The organism is Lysobacter sp. 5GHs7-4 (genome assembly GCF_021284765.1).
GTDB lineage: Bacteria > Pseudomonadota > Gammaproteobacteria > Xanthomonadales > Xanthomonadaceae > Lysobacter.
On sequence record NZ_CP089924.1, the window covers coordinates 299,090 to 317,691 of the forward strand.

An 18,602-nucleotide genomic window follows, 5' to 3' on the forward strand; every position below is an offset into this window, starting at 1 on the left:
ACTCTGCGCTGGCAGCGCAGGCGCTGGGGAGCGACACCGACCGTATGACCATCGCCGTCACGTCCATGGGCCGCATCCTGGTGGTCGACGATCAGGCCGCCAATCTGCGTGTGGTCGGCACCTTGCTGCAGCGCCAGGGCTACGAGGTGATCACCGCCTCCAGCGGCGACGAGGCGCTGGCGCGTTATGCCGAATCCGAGCCCGACCTGATCCTGCTCGACGTGATGATGCCGGGCATGGACGGCTTCGAGGTCATGCAGGCGCTGCGCGAACAGGCGCCGCTGAAGGTGCCGGTGGTGTTCGTCACCGCCGCCCACGACCGCGACCTGCTGCTGCGCGCCTTCGACGCCGGCGTGGTCGACTACGTCACCAAGCCCTTCCTGCCCGAGGAACTGCTGGCGCGGGTCAACGCGCACGTCGGCCTCAAGCTCACCCGCGACCGGCTGGAACGGGTCGCGCGCGAGCGCGAGGAACTGGTCAACCTGGTCGCGCACGACCTCAAGAATCCGCTCACCAGCGTGCTGTTCGCCAGCGACCTGCTGCGCAGCGGCGGCTGCAAGCCCGAGCGGGTGCCGCGCTATCTGCAGATGATCCACGAGAGCGCCGACGACGCCCTGGGCTACATCCGCCATTACCTGGAAAGCAGCAGCGCCGGCCGTCGCGCCGCCGACGGCGACGAACGCGCCGACTTGGGCCAGACCCTGCAGTGGCTGGTGCACCGCTACGAGATGCAGCTGGATGCGCGCGGCATCCGCATCGAGGTGGCGCCGCCGCCCGGCGCGGCCGAGGTCGCGATCGACCCGCGCGTGCTGCGCCAGGTCAGCGAGAACCTGCTCACCAATGCGATGAAGTACGCGCCCGGCAGCGAACTGCTGCTGGCGGCGCGTCCGGGCGCGCCGGGCTACTGGCAGCTGATCGTGGCCGACCGCGGCCCGGGCATCGCGCCGGAGCGCCAGCGCGAGCTGTTCAAGCCCTTCGTGCGTCTGCACGACGACGCCGTCGACGACGGCCTGTCCAGCGGCTTGGGCCTGTCGCTGGCGCGCCAGATCGTGGCCAACTTCGGTGGCCAGCTCTGGTACGAGGATCGCCGCCGCGGCGGCGCGCGTTTCGTGGTGGAGCTGCCGGAAGCGCAGTAAGGCGCGGCGCTCGCGGCGCCGCGCTCCATGACCCCGGGAACCTTATTCGCTGGCGGTGCCTTCGTCGGCCGCGCTGCGGCTGCGGCGACGGCGGGTGCCGCCGTCGGCACGGCGCGCGTCGATGCGCTTGGCGCTGCCCTCGATCGGCGCGCCGGCCTGCTTTTGCTTGGCGCGGTGCCGCGCCGCCAGCCACAGCAGGCCGGCGCCGGCCACCGCGGCGACCGCGATCGCCGGATTGCGGCGCACGAAATTGCCGGCCACGCGCGCACCGGTCTTGACCGCGCCCAGCGCCACGCCGGCCTCCAGCAGCTTGCCGGCGCTGCCGGGCACCTGCTTGAGGCTGTCGCCGACCGTGGCGACGAGTTCCATGGCGCGGTCGGGCAAGGAAGTGAACTTGCTCATCGGATCGGATCCTGGGGCTGGAATGCGGGGACCAGTCTCCTGCGCGGATCGTTGAAACGGCGTGATCGGGGTCGCGTATTGCCCGCCCGCGGCTGAATGCCGATCATGGCCGCACCCGATCCTCCGATCCGGGACCGACCCGACGCGAGCCGCCATGATCCGAGTGCTGCCCAACGTGCTCAACGCCGCCGAGCTGCAGGCCGTGCGCGAGCTGCTGCCGCAGGTGCGCTTCGGCGACGGCCGCATCACCAACCCCGACTCGACGATCAAGCAGAACCTGCAGGCGCCGCAGGAAGACCCGGCCAACGCGCGCATCGCCCAGATCGCGCGCGACGCCTTCATGCGCCACCCCGACGTGCGCACCTACGCCCATCCCAAGCAGATGGCGCGGACCACGGTGGTGCGCTACGAGCCGGGCATGAACTACGGCTGGCACGTCGACGAGGCGCTGTTCCCGTCCTCGCCGCCGCTGCGCAGCGACCTGTCGTGCACGATCTTCCTCAACGCGCCGGACGAGTACGACGGCGGCGAGCTCACTATCGAGCTGGGCGCGCAGCACCTGACCTACAAGCTCGACGCCGGCAGCGCCATCCTCTACCCGTCCACCACCATCCACCGCGTCACCCCGGTCACGCGCGGCGTGCGCCTGGCCGCGATCACCTGGCTGCAGAGCTGGGTCGCCGACGTCTCGCGGCGCGAACTGCTGGTGCAGCTGGACGAGGCACGCGCGATCGCCGCCGCCCAGCCCGGCGGACCGGACCCGCGTCTGCAGGTGCTGCTGGAATCGCTGCGCACCAACTTGTTCCGGATGTGGGCCGATACGTGAACGCGCGCCGCGCGGCCTGGACGGTCGGCGCCTGCGCGGCGCTGCCGGCCAGCGCCTGCGCCTCCGACATGTCGGGATTGGGCGCGGTCATGATCGGCATCCCGACGATGATCGTGGCGATATTGGTGCTGGCGGTACTGGCCTTGCGCGGGCGCGTGGGTCGGGTCGCCAGCGGTCTGGCCTGGCTGGTGTTCGTCGTCGCCGGCGCGATCGGCCTGTTGCTGGTGCACGACTCGCTCGCGCTGTTTCCCCGGTTCGTGGATGTCGGCGTGGCGTTCTATGTTCTGTTCGCGATCATGATCGCCTGCTTCGTCGTGGTCCTGGTCAAGCGGATGAAGAGCGAGTCGGACCCGCCTGCGCCCTAAGCTGCGGTAACGACCGCGGCGCCGCCATGCCGCGGGGCGGCGCGGGTTCGGGCTCGCCTCGAACCTAGCGCGCCCTGCGGATCCATCGGAGAGCACCCATGATCGAACTTCCCGTCCGCGATCCCTGCGACCTTTGCGAAGGCATGGCCGGTCGCGAACCACGGTGGGCGGTCATAGAGGAAGCCGAGCACACGCTGACCGTGATCAATCCGTGGCAATTCGAAGTCGGCCAGTGCTGCGTCATCACGCGCCGGCATGTGGCGACCTTGCTCGATCTGTCCGCGTCGGAATGCGCGGCCGTCATGGCCTCGGCGCAGAGAGTGGCGCAGGCGCTGGTCGCGGCGTATCGGCCGTTGGGCATCCTCACGTTCCAGAACAACGGCGTGTACAGCGGGCAGGAAACGCCGCACTTCCATTTCCATGTGGTGCCGCGGCAGCCGGGCAGCGATTGGGGCATAGGCCCGCCTCAGCTGGCGACCTTCGACGGCGCCGGACGCGAACGCGGCGCCTCGCACGATCCCAGCGGGGATGCGCAGCGTCGCGAGCGGGTCCGGGTGTCCGCGCAGCAGCTGACCGAGACGGCCGCGTTGATCCGTTCGAATCTGCCACAGTGACGTTGCGGTACCGGCGCCGCGGTGGACGTAACGCGGTACCGCCATCGATCAGGAGACCAGCATGCGCAATCACCCGGATGCGAATCGTCCCGCAACGGCGCACGGACACGCACGCGCACCGGAGCGCTTCGCGCAGGTCCGGCGCCGCGCGGCCTGCGGCGTCGCGCTTTGCGCCTTGCTGCCCGCCCATGCGCACGCCTCCGACATGTCGGGCCTGGCGACGATCATGCTGGGTCTGCCGGCGATGCTGGTCGCGGCACTGGTGCTGGGCCTGATCGCGGCACGGCCCCGGCCGGGCGCGGCGGCGGCCAGCACGGCGATGGCGCTGTTCATCGCCGCGGTGTTGATGCTGTTTTTCCTGCTGCGCGATTCGCTGGCCTTGTTTCCGAACTACGCGCTTTTCAGCCTGGCGTTCTACGCGGCATTCGGCATTGCGGCGGCATGCCTCGCGACGATCCTGCGCAAGCATGAGGCGCAGAAATCGGAGAACGGCGACGAGTGAGCCGTGCGGCACGGTGGACACCGCAGCCTCGTCAGCCCGCCGGGTGACGCGCGATGCGGTTCTCGGGTGAGCTTAGGGGTGGTCCGGGGCGTCGATCGCGGCGGCCAGGGCGGGTTCGCGGCGCGCGATGGCGTCGACCCAGGCCTGGCCTTGCGCGATCTCGTCGGCGTGCCGTTGCATCGCCAGCGCCAGGTCGTGGGCGCGATCGTCGCGGCCGTAGTCGTGCGTCTGCGCTTTCGAATAGCGGCCCCAGGCCGCGGCGGCCAGGGCCCGCGGCAGGCCCTGCGGATCCAGGCCCAGATGCGCGGCCGCGCGTTGCAGGCTGGGTTCGGGCTGCGCGAGCAGGGTTTCGAAATCCATGCGCAGCACACGCGCGGCGTGTGCGCCCTGGGCGTGCGCGGCGAAACGCACGCGTTCGGCCAGCCAGCCCATCGCGCATTGCTGCGGCAGCGACAGCGCGTGCAAGGCGACGCCGGCGGCATGGCCGCGCGCCTGCAGATCGCATAGCCGTTCGCCGGCGGCGCTGGCCGCGTCCAGCACCGAGGCCGGCGACTTCAGCAAGGTCGCCAGGTAGGGCCGCAGCGGCATGTCGAGCAGGATCGCGCGCGCATCGGCGCAGCGCTCCAACAACGGCGCGATCAGGCCGTTGCAGCCGCTGGTGGCCTTGACCACGCTGCGCGTGTGCGGCGACAGCGCGCGGCTCCATTGCGACCACAGCGCGCGCAGCAATTCCGGTGCTTCGGGTTCGGACAAGCGCGACTCGGGACGGCCCAGCAGCGGCCAGGCTTCGGCCAGCGTGCGCAACGGCAGCGGCTCGCGCAGGCCTTGCACCTCGGGCCAGGCGCCGAGCACGCGGCTGAGCAGGGTCGAGCCGCAGTGGCCGATGTGGAAGATCGCATCGGCCGGCCGCGCGCCGGACGCGGCGGCCGGCGGCAGCGAGGCCAGCGGCATCCAGCCGCCTTCGGCGTTGGCGGGCACGGCGCGATCGTCGAGAAACGCCGCCTCCTCGCGCTGCTGCGCGCTCAGGCGCAACCACAGCACGCGGCGGCCGACCAGGTCGAGCTTGAACGGCAGCAACTCGGGCAGATCGGCGGGGCTGGCGCTCATGCGCGGCGGGTCGGCGGGGACAGCGCGCAGTGTAGGCGATGCGATGCGCGGGCTGGCGGGGTAGGACGCGGGTGGCCTGGATCCCCGCCTGCGCGGGGATGACGTTCGGTGCATCGTCGGCTTTTGCTCGTTCGCTCTGCTTTTGCTGGTTCGCTCTGCTTTTGCTCGTCATCCCCGCGCAGGCGGGGATCCAGCATGCCGGCGGGGCGTCACGGCCGCAGGCCGGCGACGTATCGCTTCCACCCGGACGATCCTTCGCCGCGACCTGCGCCTCAGGTCCCGCGCGGTTTCGCCCGATGCGTCGCCTTGGCCGTCCACGGATCGTCCGGCCAGGGATGCTTGGGATAGCGGCCCTTCATTTCCTTCTTCACTTCCGGATAGGTGCGCTCCCAGAAGCCTTTGAGATCCTGCGTGACTTGCAGCGGCCGGCCTGCCGGCGACAACAGGTGCAGGGTCAGCGGCACGCGGCCGTCGGCGATGCGCGGCGTGTCGGCCAGGCCGAACAGTTCCTGCAACTTCACCGCCAGCACCGGCGCGGCGACCCCGCCCTCCTCCTCGAAGGCGTACTCGATGCCGCGCTCCATGCCCGAGGGCACGACGATGCGGGTCGGCGCGAGCGCGTCGATGCGCTGGCGCAGCGACCAGTCCAGGCGCGAACGCAGCGCTTCGCCGAGTTCGCTTTCGCTCAGCGCGTCCAGACGCGTCTTGCCGGACAGCGCCGGCTTGAGCCAGTCGTCCAGCGTGTCCATGAGCGCGCCGTCCGACAGCTCCGGCAGTTCGCCCGCCAGCTCGGGCAACCACGCGCGCAGACTGCGCACGCGCGCGCGCCATTGCCGCAGCGACGGCGTCCAGGGCAAGGCGTCCAGACCGAGCTGGCGCACCGCATCGACCAGGGCGTCGGCGTAGCGCGAGGGATCCGGCCGCGCCAGCGGACGGCTGTCGATGACGATGCGGTCGTAACGGCGCTCGCGCACCGCGGCGATCGCACGCGCGTTGGCGTCCCAGACCACGCGGTCCTCGCTGACGAAGCGCTGCGGGAACTCACGCTCCAGGCGCGCCTCGTCCAGCGGCGCGGCGCGCAGCACGCGCGCGTCGCGCGGATCGTCGCGCAGCTCGCTGATCACCAGCCACGGCTCGCCGTAGACCGCGCTGTCGTCGAACAGCTTGGCGCTGCGGCCGTTGGCGAGCTGGTAGCGGTACGCATCGCCGGGATGCTGGCGCGCGATGCGGTCGGGGAACGCGTGCAGCAGCAGATCGCCCAGCGCATGCGCGGGCACCTGCGACGGTGGCGCGCGATCCACGCGCAGGCGGCGGCGCCACTGCTTGCTGGCTTGGTCCAGCGCGGCCAACGCCGAGCGCGAAGCCTCGGGCGGCGCACGGCCGGCGCGGAACGCGGCCAGCGCCTGCCAGCGCGCCGCCAGGGCGTCGCCGCCGCTGCGCAACGGATCGCGCGCTTCGATCAGCGCCGCCAGGTCGCAGGCCAGCGCGCGTTCGCCGGCGTCGCTGGGCGCCAGCAGCATCGCCGCCAGGCGCGGATGCGTGCCCAGCGCGAGCACGCGGCGTCCGAACGCGGTGATCGCGCCGCCGTCCAGCGCGCCCAGGCGCTGCAGCAGCTCGCGCGCGGCGGCCAGTGCGCCGCTGGGCGGCGTATCCAGAAACCGCAGCGAAGCGTCGCCCCAGGCGGCCAGCTCCAAGGCCAGTCCGGCCAGTTCGACTTGGGCGATCTCGGGCCGGCGCTGCGGCTCCAGACGCTGCGACTCCGGCCACAGCCGGTAGGCCCAGCCCTCGGCGACGCGGCCGGCGCGGCCGGCGCGCTGGTCGGCCGAGGCCTGCGCGATCGCCACCACGTCAAGGCGCGCGAAACCGCTGTTGGGGTCGTAACGCGGCTCGCGCGCCAGGCCCGAATCGATCACCACCCGCACGCCCGGCAAGGTCACGCTGGATTCGGCGACGTTGGTGGCCAGCACCACGCGGCGGCGGCCGTCGGGATCGGGCTGCAATACGCGCGACTGCTGCTCCACCGGCAGTTCGCCGTGCAGCGCCAGCACGTCGACGCCGCGCAGCGCGTCGCTGGCCTGCAAGGCCGCGTCCACGCGCGCGATCTCGCGCTGGCCGGGCAGGAACACCAGCACGTCGCCGGGATGCTGGCTGAGCGCGTGTTCGACCGCGCGCTTGGTCTGATGTTCGAGCTTCTCGTCGCGGCGCGCCGGAGAGTGGGCGATGCTCACCGGATAGCTGCGGCCGGCGCTGCTCAGGCGCGGCGCGTCCAGGAACTGGGCCAGGCGCTCGCCGTCCAGGGTGGCCGACATCACCACGATGCGCAGGTCCTCGCGCAGCGCGGCCTGCACGTCCAGGGCCAGGGCCAGGCCGAGGTCGGCGGCGAGATGGCGTTCGTGGAATTCGTCGAACAGCAGCGCGCCGACGCCGTCCAGGGTCGGGTCGTCCTGGATCATGCGGGTGAGGATGCCCTCGGTGACGACCTCGATGCGCGTGCGCGCCGACACCTGGTTCTCGAAGCGGATGCGGTAGCCGACGGTTTCGCCCGCGGCCTCGCCGCGCTGGCGCGCCATGAACTGCGCGGCGGCGCGCGCGGCGACGCGGCGCGGTTCCAGCATCACGATCTTGCGGCCCTGCAACCACGGCGCGTCCAGCAGCGCCGGCGGCACCTGGGTGGTCTTGCCGGCACCCGGCGGCGCCTCCAGCACCAGGCGCGGGTGGGCGGCGAGGCTGTCGCGGATCTGCGGCAGCAGGGGATCGATGGGAAAGACGGGCGCGGTCACGCGCGCAAGGATACGCGGGGGCGTTGCGCTTGCCATCGTGGCTGCCGCTCCGCGGCGTGACCGCTTTGCGTGGGAGCGGCGTAAGCCGCGATGGCTCCAGCTCGCCGAGATCGCCGAGGACGTCGTAGCCGGAGCCCATCGCGGCTTACGCCGCTCCCACAGGAAGCGCGGGAAGCCGCCAAGCCGGCATTGCTAAACTGCGCCCCTCGCTACCGAACGCTCCCCCATGCAACTGCTCGACATCGGCGCCAACCTCACCCACGACAGCTTCGATCCCGACCGCGACGCGGTGCTGCAGCGCGCGCGCGACGCGGGCGTGGCGCAGATGGTGGTGACCGGCGCCAGCCGCGAGCACTCGCCCAAGGCCCTGGCGCTGGCGCGCAAGCACCCCGGCGAGTTGTACGCGACCGCCGGCGTGCACCCGCATCACGCCACCGAATACACGGCCGAGTGCGACGCCGAGATGCGCGCCCTGCTCTCGCATGCCGAAGTGGTGGCGGTGGGCGAATGCGGGCTGGACTACTTTCGCGATTTCTCGCCGCGCCCGGCGCAGCGGCGCGCATTCGAGCAGCAGCTGCAGATCGCGGTCGATACGCGCAAGCCGCTGTTCCTGCACCAGCGCGACGCGCACGCCGACTTCATGGCGACCCTGCGCAACTTCGACGGCCGGCTGGGGCCGGCGGTGGTGCACTGCTTCACCGGCACGCGCGAGGAACTGTTCGATTATCTCGACCAGGACTGGCACATCGGCATCACCGGCTGGCTCTGCGACGAGCGCCGCGGGCAGCACCTGCGCGAGCTGGTCAGGAACATTCCGGCGAACCGGCTGATGATCGAAACCGACGCGCCCTACCTGCTGCCGCGCACGGTCAGGCCCGCGCCCTCGCACCGCCGCAATGAGCCCATGTACCTGGCGCACATCGTCGAGGAACTCGCGCGCGACCGCGGCGAGGACGTCGCCGTCACCGCCGCCAACAGCACCGCCACCGCGCGCGCCTTCTTCCGCCTGCCGCCGGTGTAAGGACCAAAAGCGCCGCCCCCGCATTCTGTGGGGGCGGCGTGAGCCGCGATCGCGCCCCCTGGGCGCCAGCGCCTACCGCCCCGCGTCGCCCACCGACGCCAGCAGCATCGCGGCGCACGCCGCACTCGATTCGGCCTGGGCCGCCCCCGCCAGCGAACCCGCCACCACGCAGTCCACGGCTGCGTCGTAGGCGGTCGGGCGCACACCGGCCTCGCCCGTCGCGGGCGCCGGGGGCAGGCCCAGGCCGGCGAGCACGAACGCCAGCAATCCCAGCCAAGGGATCCGGCGCACGTGTTCGCGCTCAGGGCGCGGCGAAGTCACCGCAGCCGTACCAGTTGGCGGTCTGCGCCGCGCCGGCGATCACCGCGTAGCCGTGCGCCTTGCCGGCGCTGTTCAGGCAGGGCTGGCCGCTGGCGGCCTTGCTGATCCGCACCACCAGCTCGCGCGGCTGGCCGCCGACGTTGACGCGCCCGATCAGAGCGTAGCGGTCGGGCTTGATTGGGACCTGCGAGTCCTGGGTCAGGTTGCCGTAGGCGACGCCGACCAGCTGCGGCACCACCAAGTGATAGCGCGCGGGCTTGACGCTGGTGTCCATGATCAGCCCCCAGCCTTGGTTGCCGCCGCGGAACACCGCTGCGGGATAGCCGGCGGCCACCGGATCGGCCGAGCGCACCGGCGCCGGCCAGGACGCGAGCACGCTGGCCAGGCCCAAGCCGACGATCGCGACGACGAGTACACGCATGGAGCGCTCCTGTAGACGGCGACGGCGGCGCTGCCGTCTTCCGTTACAACGCGCGAGCGCGGGCGGTGTGAAGCCCGCGCCTCAGGCGATCGCCGGAGCGTCCAGCGCGGCCAGCTTGTCGGGATTGCGCATGATGTAGATGCGGGTGGCGCGGCCGTGCGCGTCGTAGGCGAACGACAGCGAGGCCTCGACGCGGCCGTCGTGTTCCAGGATCACGCCGCGCGCGCCGTTGAGGTCGGACACGGTCCAGCGGTACTCGCCCCAGTACTGGCGCAGCGAGCCGAGCACGAAATCCAGCACCTGCTCGCGCCCGTGCATCACGTCCAGGCGCGTGGGCACCTTGCCGCCGCTGTCGGCGCGCAGTTCGATGTCGTCGGCCAGCAGCGCGGCGAAGGCGTCGGTGCGGCCGCTGACGATGGCGCTCTCGAATGCGCTCAGCAGCTGATCCTGGCGCTGCAACGGCGTGGCGTGGCGCACGTCGGCGCGCTCGACGTGGGCCTTGGCGCGCGAGACCAGCTTGCGGCAGGCGGCTTCCTGCAGGTCCAGGGCCTGCGCGATCTGCGCATAGGGCTGGTCGAAGATTTCGTACAGCAGGTAAGCCGCCCGCTCCTTCGGCGTCAGCCGTTCCAGCAGCAGCAGGAAGGCGGTGCTCAAGGACGAGGCCAGCGACAACGCGGCTTCGGGATGATCGTCGCTGGCGCTGTGGATGGGCTCGGGCAGCCAGGAACCGACGTAGTCCACGCGGCTGCGATGGGCCGAGCGCAGCAAGTCGACGCTGCGCCGGGTGCAGGTGGTGGTGAGCCAGGCGGCGGGGTTGGCGATGGCGGCGTGATCGGCCTCGCGCCATTTCAGATAGGTGTCCTGCACCGCGTCCTCGGCGTCGGCGCGCGAGCCGAGGATGCGGTAGGCCAGGCCGGTCAGCAGACCGCGCTGGCTCTCGAACGTGGCCGCGACCGCGGCCGCCTGCGGCGGAGTGGCCTGCGCCATCAGTGCCTCGACACCTGGATCCGGTTCCACAGATTGATCATCGCCACGGTCGAGGTCAGCACGCCGATCTCATTGTCGCTGAAGTGCTGGCGCAGGCGCGCGCGCAACGGTCCCAGTTCGGTGTCGGCCTGCAGCCGGGTCAGCGCCTCGGTCCACTCCAGCGCGGCGCCCTCGCGCGCGCTGAAGTCCGCGACCGCGCGCCAGTCGGCCAGGACCTGCAGGCGCTCGCCGGTTTCGCCGTCCTCCAGCGCCTCGCGGGTGTGCAGCTTGATGCAGTAGTCGCAGCCGTTGAGCTGCGAGGCGCGCAGCTGCACCAGATGATGCAGGCCGCGCTCCAGGCCGTGGCTGTCCATGGCGCGGTGCACGCTGCCCAGGGCCTGCAGCACGTCGGGGATCTCGCGCTGGTAGTTGATCGGGCGTGCGGCGGTGTCGTTCATGTCGGGCTCCAGTAATGACGGACCGTTCCGTCTTACTGGGTCGACGATCCAGCCCGCGGCCGTGTGACATGCCACCGCGCGATCGATCAGTAGACCGCCAGGTCGCCGCAGCCGCGCAGCGCGTCCATGCCTTCCACGTGCACGCTGACGCTGTGCTGGTGCGGACGGTCGCCGTCGTCGGTGCAATCCTTGCGCAGGATCTCGATGGTCATCGGCTTGGCGCCCTGCGGCGTTTGCAGTTCGCCGGACAGGACGATCAGCGAGCTGGGCGCATCGGCGGGCTGGCCGCGGTACAGCGCGTGGCCGTCGGCGCGGTAGCTGCCGCTGCCCCAGACCAGGGCGACGCTGTGGTCCATGCCGCCACGGGCCTGGATGTCGACCGACCAATGCTCGCCCAGGCCCTTGAACGCGGGCACCGGGCTGACCTGGCCGACCTGGTCGGCGCCGATCTTGCCGCGCGGCGCTACCGCGGGCGAGGTCTCAGCGGGCGCGGGTTCGGCCGTGGCGGCGGTCTTGCCGGGGTCGGTGGCGGCACAGCCGGCCAGGCTCAGGCTGAGGACGGCGAGGCAGGGGATCAGGCGCATGGGTCGCTCCGGGCGGTTCGTGGCGCCCAGTAGACCGCAGACCGCGTGGCCGGCGGGTTAACGCGCCGCGGCCAGGGCCCGCGCGCGCTCGGCCTGCGGCGCCAACACGATGCGCACCTGCTGCGCGCCGTCGCGATGGCAGGCGCGGCCGGCCTCGGCCATCAGGCGCGCGCGCGCCGCATAGACCTGGCCGGGGTTGTCCAAACCGGTCAGGCGCGCGACCGCCTGCTGGTCGGGCAGCACCGGCCGGGCGCAGTCGATCAGCAGCGACGGCGGCGCGGCCACAGCGGGTGCGGCGGTCAGAACGAAAACGGTGGCGAACACGAAGCGCTTCATGGCGTGGGTTCCAAGGCGCCGGACGTCCCGGCGCGCACAGGCTCGCGCCGGCCGCCGCGGCAAGCTTGAGGGCGGCATGAGGAAGGTCACTGGGAAGCGTGAGGGCGCAGACCTAAGCTTGGGAAATGCTTAGGCCGCGTCAGCGCGGCCGACGCGTAACCGTTAATGGCCGATCCCCCCGCAGGCCCTCACCTTCTTCATGACCGCAACCGACCCGCCCGCCGACTCCGCCGCACTGCGCTTCGACGCGATCGTGATCGACCGCGCCGGCCGCCGGCTGCTGCGCGATGGCGAAGTGCAGGCGCTGGAGCCCAAGGCGTTCGCGGTGCTGACGCTGCTGGCGGCATCGCCGGGCCGGGTGTTCGCGCGCGACGAGATCCTGGACGCGGTCTGGGGCCATCGCCACGTCACCCCGGGCGTGCTCAACCGGGTCATGACCTTGCTGCGCCATGCCTTGGGCGAGGACGCGGCCTCGCCGCGCTACCTGCACACCGTGCACGGCTACGGCTATCGCTTCGAGCTGCCGGTGTCGGCCGACACCGAGCGCGCCCAGGCCACGCCGCCCGCGGACGCGGACGCGGACGGCCACGGCGACGCGACGCCGCCGCGCGCCGACGCGCCAGTGCCCACGCGCGCGCGCGGCCGTGTCGCCACGATCGTCGCCGTGGTCGCCGTGCTGGCGCTGGGCGCCTTGGCCTGGTGGCGCCACTCCGGCGGGCGCGAGGCGGCGCCCGCCGCCGCGGTCGCATCCGCCACGCAAGCCACGACGCAACCCGTACTGGCGGTGCTGCCGCTGCGCGCGTTCGGCGACGACCCGCGCAGCCGCGACTTCGCCGACGGCTTGAGCGAGGAACTGATCGGCCTGCTCGCACGCATCGACGGCCTGCGCGTGACCTCGCACACCTCCTCGGTGCAGTTCCGCGACACCCCGCTGTCATTGGCCGACATCGCGCGCCGCCTGCGCGCCACCCACGTGCTGGAAGGCAGCGTGCGCCAGGACGGCGAGCGCCTGCGCATCAGCCTGCGCCTGGTCGAGGCGGCCAGCGACCGCACCTTGTGGACGCAGGACCTGGACCGCGAGTTCCGCGACATCTTCGTCATCCAGCGCAACATCGCCTACGCGATCGGCAACGCCATGCAGCGCCAGCTTGGCCGCAAGCCGCCGCCGCCGCCGGCCGACGAAGACCCGGCGCTGTACCAGCGCTATCTGATCGCGCGCAACACCTCGGCCGGCGGCCTGCGCAACACCAACGCCTCCAGCCTGCCCTCGGAAACCGCACTGCGCGCGCTGCTGCGCGAACACCCGCGCTACGCACGCGCCTGGGGCGCGTTGTCGGCCAAGCTGTGGGTGCGCTCGCTGGCCCCGGAAGCCGGCCGCGACGACGTGCGCAACCAGGCCGAACAGGCCGCGGCCACGGCGCTGGCGCTGGACCCGCAGCAGCCCGAGGCGCTGGGCGTATGGGCCAACCGCGCCTGCCGCGAGCAGCAATGGAACCAATGCCTGTCGCTGTCGCAGCGCTCGATCGCGTTGACGCCGTCGGACACCAGCTGGCGCGGCGCGCATGCGCAACGGCTGGCGACCATGGGCTACGTCGATCAGGCGCTGCGCGAGATCGACGACACCCTGCTGATCGCGCCTTACGACCCGATGCTGCATTTCTGGCGCGGCCGCGTGCTCGACACCCTGGGACGTCACGAAGAGGCGCAGTCGCACCTGGCCATGGCCGATCCGATCCAGGCCCAGACCGCGCGCTACTTCAACGCGGCCTGGCGCAAGGACTACGCCACCGCCGCGCGTCTGGCCGCCGCGCTGCCGGCCGAGATGCCGTGGCGCGAGTCGGAAATCGCCGCCGCCGCCGCGCTGCAGGAGCCGGCGCGCTGGCCGGCGGTGCTGCCCGCGATCGAGGTCTCCGAACGCCATCCGCACTACGGTCAGGTGCGCTACGACTTCACCCGCCTGCTGCTGCCGGTGCGCGACTACCCGCGCGACATCGCCGGCCTGGACGCGGTGCAGCGCGCCGGCTATGCGTCGTATCAGTGGGTGCTGTGGCAACCCGAGTCGCGCGACTTGCGCCGCGATCCCGCGTTCCAGACCTATCTGCGCGACAGCGGCCTGCTGGCGTTCTGGCGCGAGCGCGGCTGGCCGCGCGTGTGCCGCTCCGATGGCGGCGAGGGCGCGGTCTGCGAGTGAGGCCGGGGTAACGCCGTAGGGTGCAGCGCCAACCGCACCGTCGCGGGAATTCGCCGCGGCGCGACGATGCGGTTCGCCTGCGGCTCAGCGCATCTTACGAAAGGGACGGCGATGCGCGGCGCCCCCGGACTCAGGGCACCGGAGCCAGCAACGCGTCGATCTGCGCACGCGTTTTCCCGCAGTGCTTGGCACGGTAGACGTGCTCGTCGGCGATGTCCTGCGGCGGTAGCCGCAGCACCTCGTCCATGGCCTGCTGCATGCCGACGTACATGCCGTCCTTGTAAGCCTTGTCGTCGACGGACGCGCCGGTCGCTTGCGCGCGCGCGATCGTCCGCTCGTGCAGGCGCGTGAGCAGCCGGTCCAGGTCCTCGCGCGAGTAACCGCAGTAGGACGCCCGACTCAGCTGCACGCCGTCGGCGATCGCCAGTTCGCGCAGCGCGCGCGCCGCGTCCGAGGCGGCTTCGGCAGCGATGGCGCCGCCGCTCAGGGCAGGCGCCAGGATCAGCATCGCCGTGATCGCGCCGCGACGCGGCCTCAACTGCGCAGCCCCACGCCGCGCTTGAGCAGCCACAGCGCCAGCGCCGACAGCGCGGCGACGAAGCCCAGCATCAGGCCGTAGGCCATCCACAGCGGCACGTCGCTGCTGCCCAGCAGGCCGTAGCGGAAGGCGTTGACCATGTAGAAGATCGGGTTGGCGTGGGTCATGGCCTCGGCCCACGGCGGCAGCAGCTTGACCGAATAGAACACGCCGCCCAGGTAGGTCAGCGGGGTCAGGATGAAGGTCGGCACGATCGCGACGTCGTCGAACTTCTTGGCGTAGACGGCGTTGATGAAACCGGCCAGCGAGAAGATGGTCGCGCCCAGCAGCACCGTCGACAGCGTGACCAGCGGATGCGGCATCGACACCTTGGTGAAGCACATCGCGATCAGCAGCACGATCGTGCCCACCATCAGGCCGCGCAGCACCGCGCCGGCGACGTAGCCGGTCAGGATCACCCAGTTCGGCATCGGGCTGACCAGCAGCTCCTCGACGTGGCGGCCGAACTTGGCGCCGAAGAAGCTGGAGGAGATGTTGCCGTAGCTGTTCTGGATCACGCTCATCATCACCAGGCCGGGGACGATGAACTCCATGTAGCTATAGCCGCCCATGTCGCGGATCTGCGAACCGATCAGGCCGCCGAAGATCAGGAAGTACAGGGCCATGGTGATCGCCGGCGGCACCAGGGTCTGGCCCCAGATGCGCAGGATGCGCGCGACTTCGCGGCGGACGATGGTGCCCAGCGCGGTCAGGTTGCGTTGCGCGTTGCTGGGCTGCGCGTGCTGGTCTTGCATTGGGGTGGACGCCTCGCTCATGCGCCTTGCTCCGGTTGCGCGGGCACGCCGTTGCCCAGCGGGCCCTTGTCGAGGTTGTCGCTGGTCAGTCGCACGAACAGCTCTTCCAGACGGTTGGATTTGGTGCGCATCGAACGCACGCGGATGCCGGCCTCGCCCAGCGTGGCGAACACGCGGTTGAGGTCCATCGCGCGCGGCATTTCCAGGTCCAGGGTGTGATCGTCGGTGGCGCTGAGGCTGGCGCCGTCGATGGTCGGCAGCGTCGCCGGCAGCACGCCGTCGATGTCGAACAGGAAACCCTCGACGTCGAGCTTGGCCAGCAGCGCCTTCATCGGGCCCTGCTCGACGATGCGGCCGTGGTCGATAATCGCCAGATTGCGGCAGAGGCTTTCGGCCTCTTCCAGATAGTGCGTGGTCAGGATGATGGTGGTGCCCGCGGCGTTGATCTCGCGCAGGGTCTTCCACATGCCGCGGCGGATCTCGATGTCGACGCCGGCCGTGGGCTCGTCCAGGATCAGCAGCTGCGGCCGCGTCATCATCGCCCGCGCGATCATCAGTCGGCGTTTCATGCCGCCCGACAGCGTGCGGCTCATCATCTGCGCCTTGTCCCACAGCTGGGCGCGCTTGAGTTCCTGTTCGGCGCGCTCGATCGCGACCTTGCGCGGCACGCCGTAGAAGCCGGCGTAGTTGACCAGGATGTCGAGCGGCTTCTCGAACATGTTGAAGTTCAGCTCCTGCGGCACCAGGCCGATCAGGCGCATCGCCGCGTCGCGGTGCTTGGCCAGGTCGGTGCCGAAGATCTCGACCGCGCCGTCGCTGAGATTGACCAGCGAGCTGACGATGCCGATCAGGGTCGACTTGCCGGCGCCGTTGGGTCCGAGCAAGGCGAAGAAGTCGCCGGGCGCTACGTCCAGCGAGACGCCCTTGAGGGCCTCCACGCGGTTGTCGTAGGTCTTGCGCAGCGCGCGCACGGACAGCGCCGGCACCGTGGCGGCGCCGGCGGCCACCGGCGGCGCGAGCCCCGCGGCGGCCGTATCTGCTTGGTTCTGGGTCATTTCGGGAAGCCTGCGCCGCGAGCCGCGCGGCGATAACCGGTAGTATAGGCGCCCCCGTGGCCGCGCTCCGGCCACAGACTGTTGCAGGTTTGTCGGTACCGTGGCCATCCAGCATTTCCCCCTCAAGCTCGTCTCGCGCCGCATGCTGGCCCCCACCGTGGGCCACTACACCTTCGTGCGCGACGACGGCCAGCCGCTGGACTACATCCCCGGCCAGTTCATCCAGGTTCACTTCCAGTACGCCGACGGCACCGCCACCAAGCGCAGCTACTCGCTGGCAACCATCCACGACCATGCGCTGGGACCGGGCGAGGCGGTGGAGATCGCGGTGAGCTACGTGCCCGGCGGCGCCGCCACGGCGCTGTTCGAGGGCCTGGACGAAGGCGGCACGGTCGACGCCAGCGGCCCGTTCGGGCGCTTCTGCCTGATGCCGGCCGACGCCAACCGCCGCTACCTGCTGATCGCCACCGGCACCGGCGTGACCCCGTACCGGGCCATGCTGCCGCAGCTGGAGACCCTGATCCGCGAGCGCGGCATCGAGGTGGTGCTGATGTTCGGCGCGCGCACCCCGGACGAGCTGCTGTACGGCGACGAGTTCCGCGCCTTCGCCGATACCCACCCCAATTTCCGCTTCGTGCCCTGCTACTCGCGCGAGCTGCCGGCCGATCCGCACCCGGACACCCGCCACGGCTACGTGCAGCAGTTCATCGACGAGTTCGCGCCCAACGGCGAGTCCGACATCGCCTACCTGTGCGGCAATCCGAACATGGTCGATGCCTGCTTCGAAGCGCTCAAGGCGCACGGCCTACCGGTGCCGGCGATCCGCCGCGAGAAGTACGTCAGCAGCAAATAGGTAGGAACGAGGCCGGATACCGATCGGCCTCGTGAGTGAGGCGCTCTACCCACCGTACAGCCGCCCACCCGCTCGCAGAAGCGGGTATTGAAGCAGGGCCGACTCGCCCCGCCGGCGATCAGGACGAGAAACTCAGCGTCGGCGCGGGCTTTCCGTTCTTGATGGCGCATGCCCAGATGCGGCCGGCCGCTCCGCCCGAGAAAACGATCTCTCCATCGTTTGGACGCTCAGCCCAGAAAAAGCATATCTGGGCGATCTTCAGCCGCCGCAATTCCTCGCGCCATTCGTCCAACGAAGGGGTTTGATCCATCTGGGCTTCGATGAACTCCCTCACCGCACCCGAGAATTCCTCGAAGTGCGCCGCAAGCTGCTCCGCCTCGCCGATCAATCGCGGGGATGGGCCAATAACGACCTGTTCCTTGCCCCAGTCCCCTGCGATGTGGAATTTGATTTTCTCTCCGCCGATCCTCGCGACGGACTCCCACGCCTCTACGTCGTCGTCGAACGTCAGCTTCCCGAGCAGGTCGCTTTGGACGACGTCGGTTATCTGCCTTTTATCGCCGAACAAGAAACGCTTGATGCCATCAAACATATCTCCTCCCACTTCTTTAGAGGGATGTTTTCATCTCAGGCTCCGAAACCGCAGCCCAAGGTCGAGCGATAGTCCGTCATCGTCGTTTAGGTCATCGTCGGGATGGCGCCGTATATGCCGAAAACGGCCCCCTAAGAGCCCCATTCGGTCGCTACTCGTGCCCAGGGCGATCAGCTCGTATACCGCTTGAACTTAGAGCCAAAACGCAGTGTCGAGATGATGCTGACGTGCGTACGGCTTGCGCCGACGATCCGCTCCCGAAATCTTGTGAGCAGCGAGTCCGGATGCCGGCGTGCTAACCGGCGATGCCTTCCGGCAGTTCCACGATCGTGATCTTGAAATCAGGACTCAAGGGCCGGAACAGATCCGAACTCGACGTGTATCTGATACAGAAGAACACGCCATCCACCTGCATCAACTCCGCGTGGATCACGACCTGCTCGTTGACATCCACCCGCAATCTCGCCAGCAGCTCAGAACGATCGGAATGCGGGAAAACCTCGGGGAAGTCCCGTATCGAATTTCCGAAGAACATCCTATAGAAATAATTCGTGAGAACGCCCGTCTCTTCGTCGAATTCGGTTTGGCATTTGTTGATCAAAGACATCTGAGACAACAAGATGTGCCTGTTCTCATCGGACAATCTGGAGAGCAGAAAATCCAGCAGCGCCCTATCGAAGTCGTCGAAGGAGAACAGCTTCGTTGTGATTCGCGAATGGATCGCTTGTATGACGTTCATT

At 70.3% G+C, this 18,602-nt stretch carries 22 protein-coding genes; 8 read left to right on the forward strand and 14 right to left on the reverse strand.

All coding sequences use genetic code 11. The features are described 5' to 3' along the window. Nucleotides 1-44 precede the first annotated feature (44 nt). Nucleotides 45-1,136: a hybrid sensor histidine kinase/response regulator gene (locus LVB77_RS01235; protein WP_232908412.1), complete on the forward strand. Its 1,092-nt coding sequence runs from the start codon at nt 45-47 to the stop codon at nt 1,134-1,136. A gap of 42 nt (nt 1,137-1,178) precedes the next feature. On the opposite strand, the gene LVB77_RS01240 is transcribed toward LVB77_RS01235, so the two are convergent. Next, a complete protein-coding gene (locus tag LVB77_RS01240; RefSeq protein WP_232908413.1) occupies nt 1,179-1,538 on the reverse strand; it encodes a hypothetical protein in 360 nt (119 codons plus the stop codon). A 154-nt stretch (nt 1,539-1,692) separates the two neighbouring features. On the opposite strand from LVB77_RS01240, the gene LVB77_RS01245 reads away from it, so the two are divergent. The 4 genes from LVB77_RS01245 to LVB77_RS01260 all read left to right on the forward strand — a co-directional run bounded on the left by LVB77_RS01245 (nt 1,693) and on the right by LVB77_RS01260 (nt 3,845). Continuing rightward, nucleotides 1,693-2,364: a Fe2+-dependent dioxygenase gene (locus LVB77_RS01245; protein ID WP_232908414.1), complete on the forward strand. Its 672-nt coding sequence runs from the start codon at nt 1,693-1,695 to the stop codon at nt 2,362-2,364. After that, nucleotides 2,361-2,729: a hypothetical protein gene (locus LVB77_RS01250; protein ID WP_232908415.1), complete on the forward strand. Its 369-nt coding sequence runs from the start codon at nt 2,361-2,363 to the stop codon at nt 2,727-2,729. The genes LVB77_RS01245 and LVB77_RS01250 overlap by 4 nt, the downstream gene beginning before the upstream one ends. A 98-nt stretch (nt 2,730-2,827) precedes the next feature. Next, entirely contained in the window at nt 2,828-3,343 is a 516-nt protein-coding gene (locus LVB77_RS01255; protein ID WP_232908416.1) for an HIT family protein, read from the forward strand. 205 nt (nt 3,344-3,548) lie between these two features. Next, a complete protein-coding gene (locus tag LVB77_RS01260) occupies nt 3,549-3,845 on the forward strand; it encodes a hypothetical protein (protein ID WP_232908417.1) in 297 nt (98 codons plus the stop codon). Between the two features lie 72 nt (nt 3,846-3,917). On the opposite strand, the gene LVB77_RS01265 is transcribed toward LVB77_RS01260, so the two are convergent. Further along, nucleotides 3,918-4,952: a hypothetical protein gene (locus LVB77_RS01265; protein ID WP_232908418.1), complete on the reverse strand. Its 1,035-nt coding sequence runs from the start codon at nt 4,950-4,952 to the stop codon at nt 3,918-3,920. Nucleotides 4,953-5,224: 272 nt separating this feature from the next. After that, on the reverse strand, nt 5,225-7,732 hold the full coding sequence (hrpB, locus tag LVB77_RS01270) for an ATP-dependent helicase HrpB (protein WP_232908419.1): 2,508 nt from the start codon (nt 7,730-7,732) through the stop codon (nt 5,225-5,227). A 226-nt stretch (nt 7,733-7,958) separates the two neighbouring features. Here hrpB and LVB77_RS01275 point away from each other — a divergent pair, with 226 nt between their 5' ends. Continuing rightward, nucleotides 7,959-8,753, forward strand: coding sequence for a TatD family hydrolase (locus LVB77_RS01275; RefSeq protein WP_232908420.1), 795 nt, complete (start codon nt 7,959-7,961; stop codon nt 8,751-8,753). 72 nt (nt 8,754-8,825) lie between these two features. On the opposite strand, the gene LVB77_RS01280 is transcribed toward LVB77_RS01275, so the two are convergent. The 6 genes from LVB77_RS01280 to LVB77_RS01305 form a co-directional block, all read right to left on the reverse strand. Next, the gene (locus LVB77_RS01280) at nt 8,826-9,044 is read right to left on the reverse strand and encodes a hypothetical protein (protein WP_232908421.1); all 219 of its coding nucleotides are present in this window, start codon (nt 9,042-9,044) and stop codon (nt 8,826-8,828) included. Between the two features lie 10 nt (nt 9,045-9,054). Then, nucleotides 9,055-9,495, reverse strand: a complete 441-nt coding sequence (locus tag LVB77_RS01285) for a hypothetical protein (protein ID WP_232908422.1) — start codon at nt 9,493-9,495, stop codon at nt 9,055-9,057. 81 nt (nt 9,496-9,576) lie between these two features. Then, a complete protein-coding gene (sigJ, locus tag LVB77_RS01290) occupies nt 9,577-10,482 on the reverse strand; it encodes an RNA polymerase sigma factor SigJ (RefSeq protein ID WP_232908423.1) in 906 nt (301 codons plus the stop codon). After that, entirely contained in the window at nt 10,482-10,919 is a 438-nt protein-coding gene (locus tag LVB77_RS01295; RefSeq protein WP_232908424.1) for a carboxymuconolactone decarboxylase family protein, read from the reverse strand. Before LVB77_RS01295 ends, sigJ begins: the two co-directional genes overlap by 1 nt. Nucleotides 10,920-11,005: 86 nt before the next feature. After that, nucleotides 11,006-11,503: a hypothetical protein gene (locus tag LVB77_RS01300; RefSeq protein ID WP_232908425.1), complete on the reverse strand. Its 498-nt coding sequence runs from the start codon at nt 11,501-11,503 to the stop codon at nt 11,006-11,008. Between the two features lie 57 nt (nt 11,504-11,560). Further along, nucleotides 11,561-11,839 (reverse strand): hypothetical protein, encoded by a 279-nt coding sequence (locus LVB77_RS01305; protein ID WP_232908426.1) that lies wholly within the window; start codon nt 11,837-11,839, stop codon nt 11,561-11,563. A gap of 199 nt (nt 11,840-12,038) precedes the next feature. On the opposite strand from LVB77_RS01305, the gene LVB77_RS01310 reads away from it, so the two are divergent. Next, nucleotides 12,039-14,030, forward strand: coding sequence for a winged helix-turn-helix domain-containing protein (locus tag LVB77_RS01310; protein ID WP_232908427.1), 1,992 nt, complete (start codon nt 12,039-12,041; stop codon nt 14,028-14,030). A gap of 130 nt (nt 14,031-14,160) precedes the next feature. Here LVB77_RS01310 and LVB77_RS01315 read toward each other — a convergent pair whose 3' ends face one another. The 3 genes from LVB77_RS01315 to LVB77_RS01325 are packed head-to-tail and all read right to left on the reverse strand — an operon-like array spanning nt 14,161 to nt 16,417. Next, on the reverse strand, nt 14,161-14,538 hold the full coding sequence (locus LVB77_RS01315; RefSeq protein ID WP_232908428.1) for a hypothetical protein: 378 nt from the start codon (nt 14,536-14,538) through the stop codon (nt 14,161-14,163). Nucleotides 14,539-14,564: 26 nt separating this feature from the next. Continuing rightward, a complete protein-coding gene (locus LVB77_RS01320; RefSeq protein WP_232910414.1) occupies nt 14,565-15,362 on the reverse strand; it encodes an ABC transporter permease in 798 nt (265 codons plus the stop codon). A gap of 17 nt (nt 15,363-15,379) precedes the next feature. Next, nucleotides 15,380-16,417, reverse strand: a complete 1,038-nt coding sequence (locus LVB77_RS01325) for an ABC transporter ATP-binding protein (RefSeq protein WP_232908429.1) — start codon at nt 16,415-16,417, stop codon at nt 15,380-15,382. Nucleotides 16,418-16,559: 142 nt separating this feature from the next. On the opposite strand from LVB77_RS01325, the gene LVB77_RS01330 reads away from it, so the two are divergent. Continuing rightward, nucleotides 16,560-17,270, forward strand: a complete 711-nt coding sequence (locus LVB77_RS01330; RefSeq protein WP_232910416.1) for a ferredoxin--NADP reductase — start codon at nt 16,560-16,562, stop codon at nt 17,268-17,270. Nucleotides 17,271-17,388: 118 nt separating this feature from the next. On the opposite strand, the gene LVB77_RS01335 is transcribed toward LVB77_RS01330, so the two are convergent. After that, nucleotides 17,389-17,862 (reverse strand): DUF2262 domain-containing protein, encoded by a 474-nt coding sequence (locus tag LVB77_RS01335; protein ID WP_232908430.1) that lies wholly within the window; start codon nt 17,860-17,862, stop codon nt 17,389-17,391. Between the two features lie 295 nt (nt 17,863-18,157). Continuing rightward, entirely contained in the window at nt 18,158-18,601 is a 444-nt protein-coding gene (locus tag LVB77_RS01340; RefSeq protein ID WP_232908431.1) for a hypothetical protein, read from the reverse strand. Nucleotide 18,602: the final 1 nt, after the last annotated feature.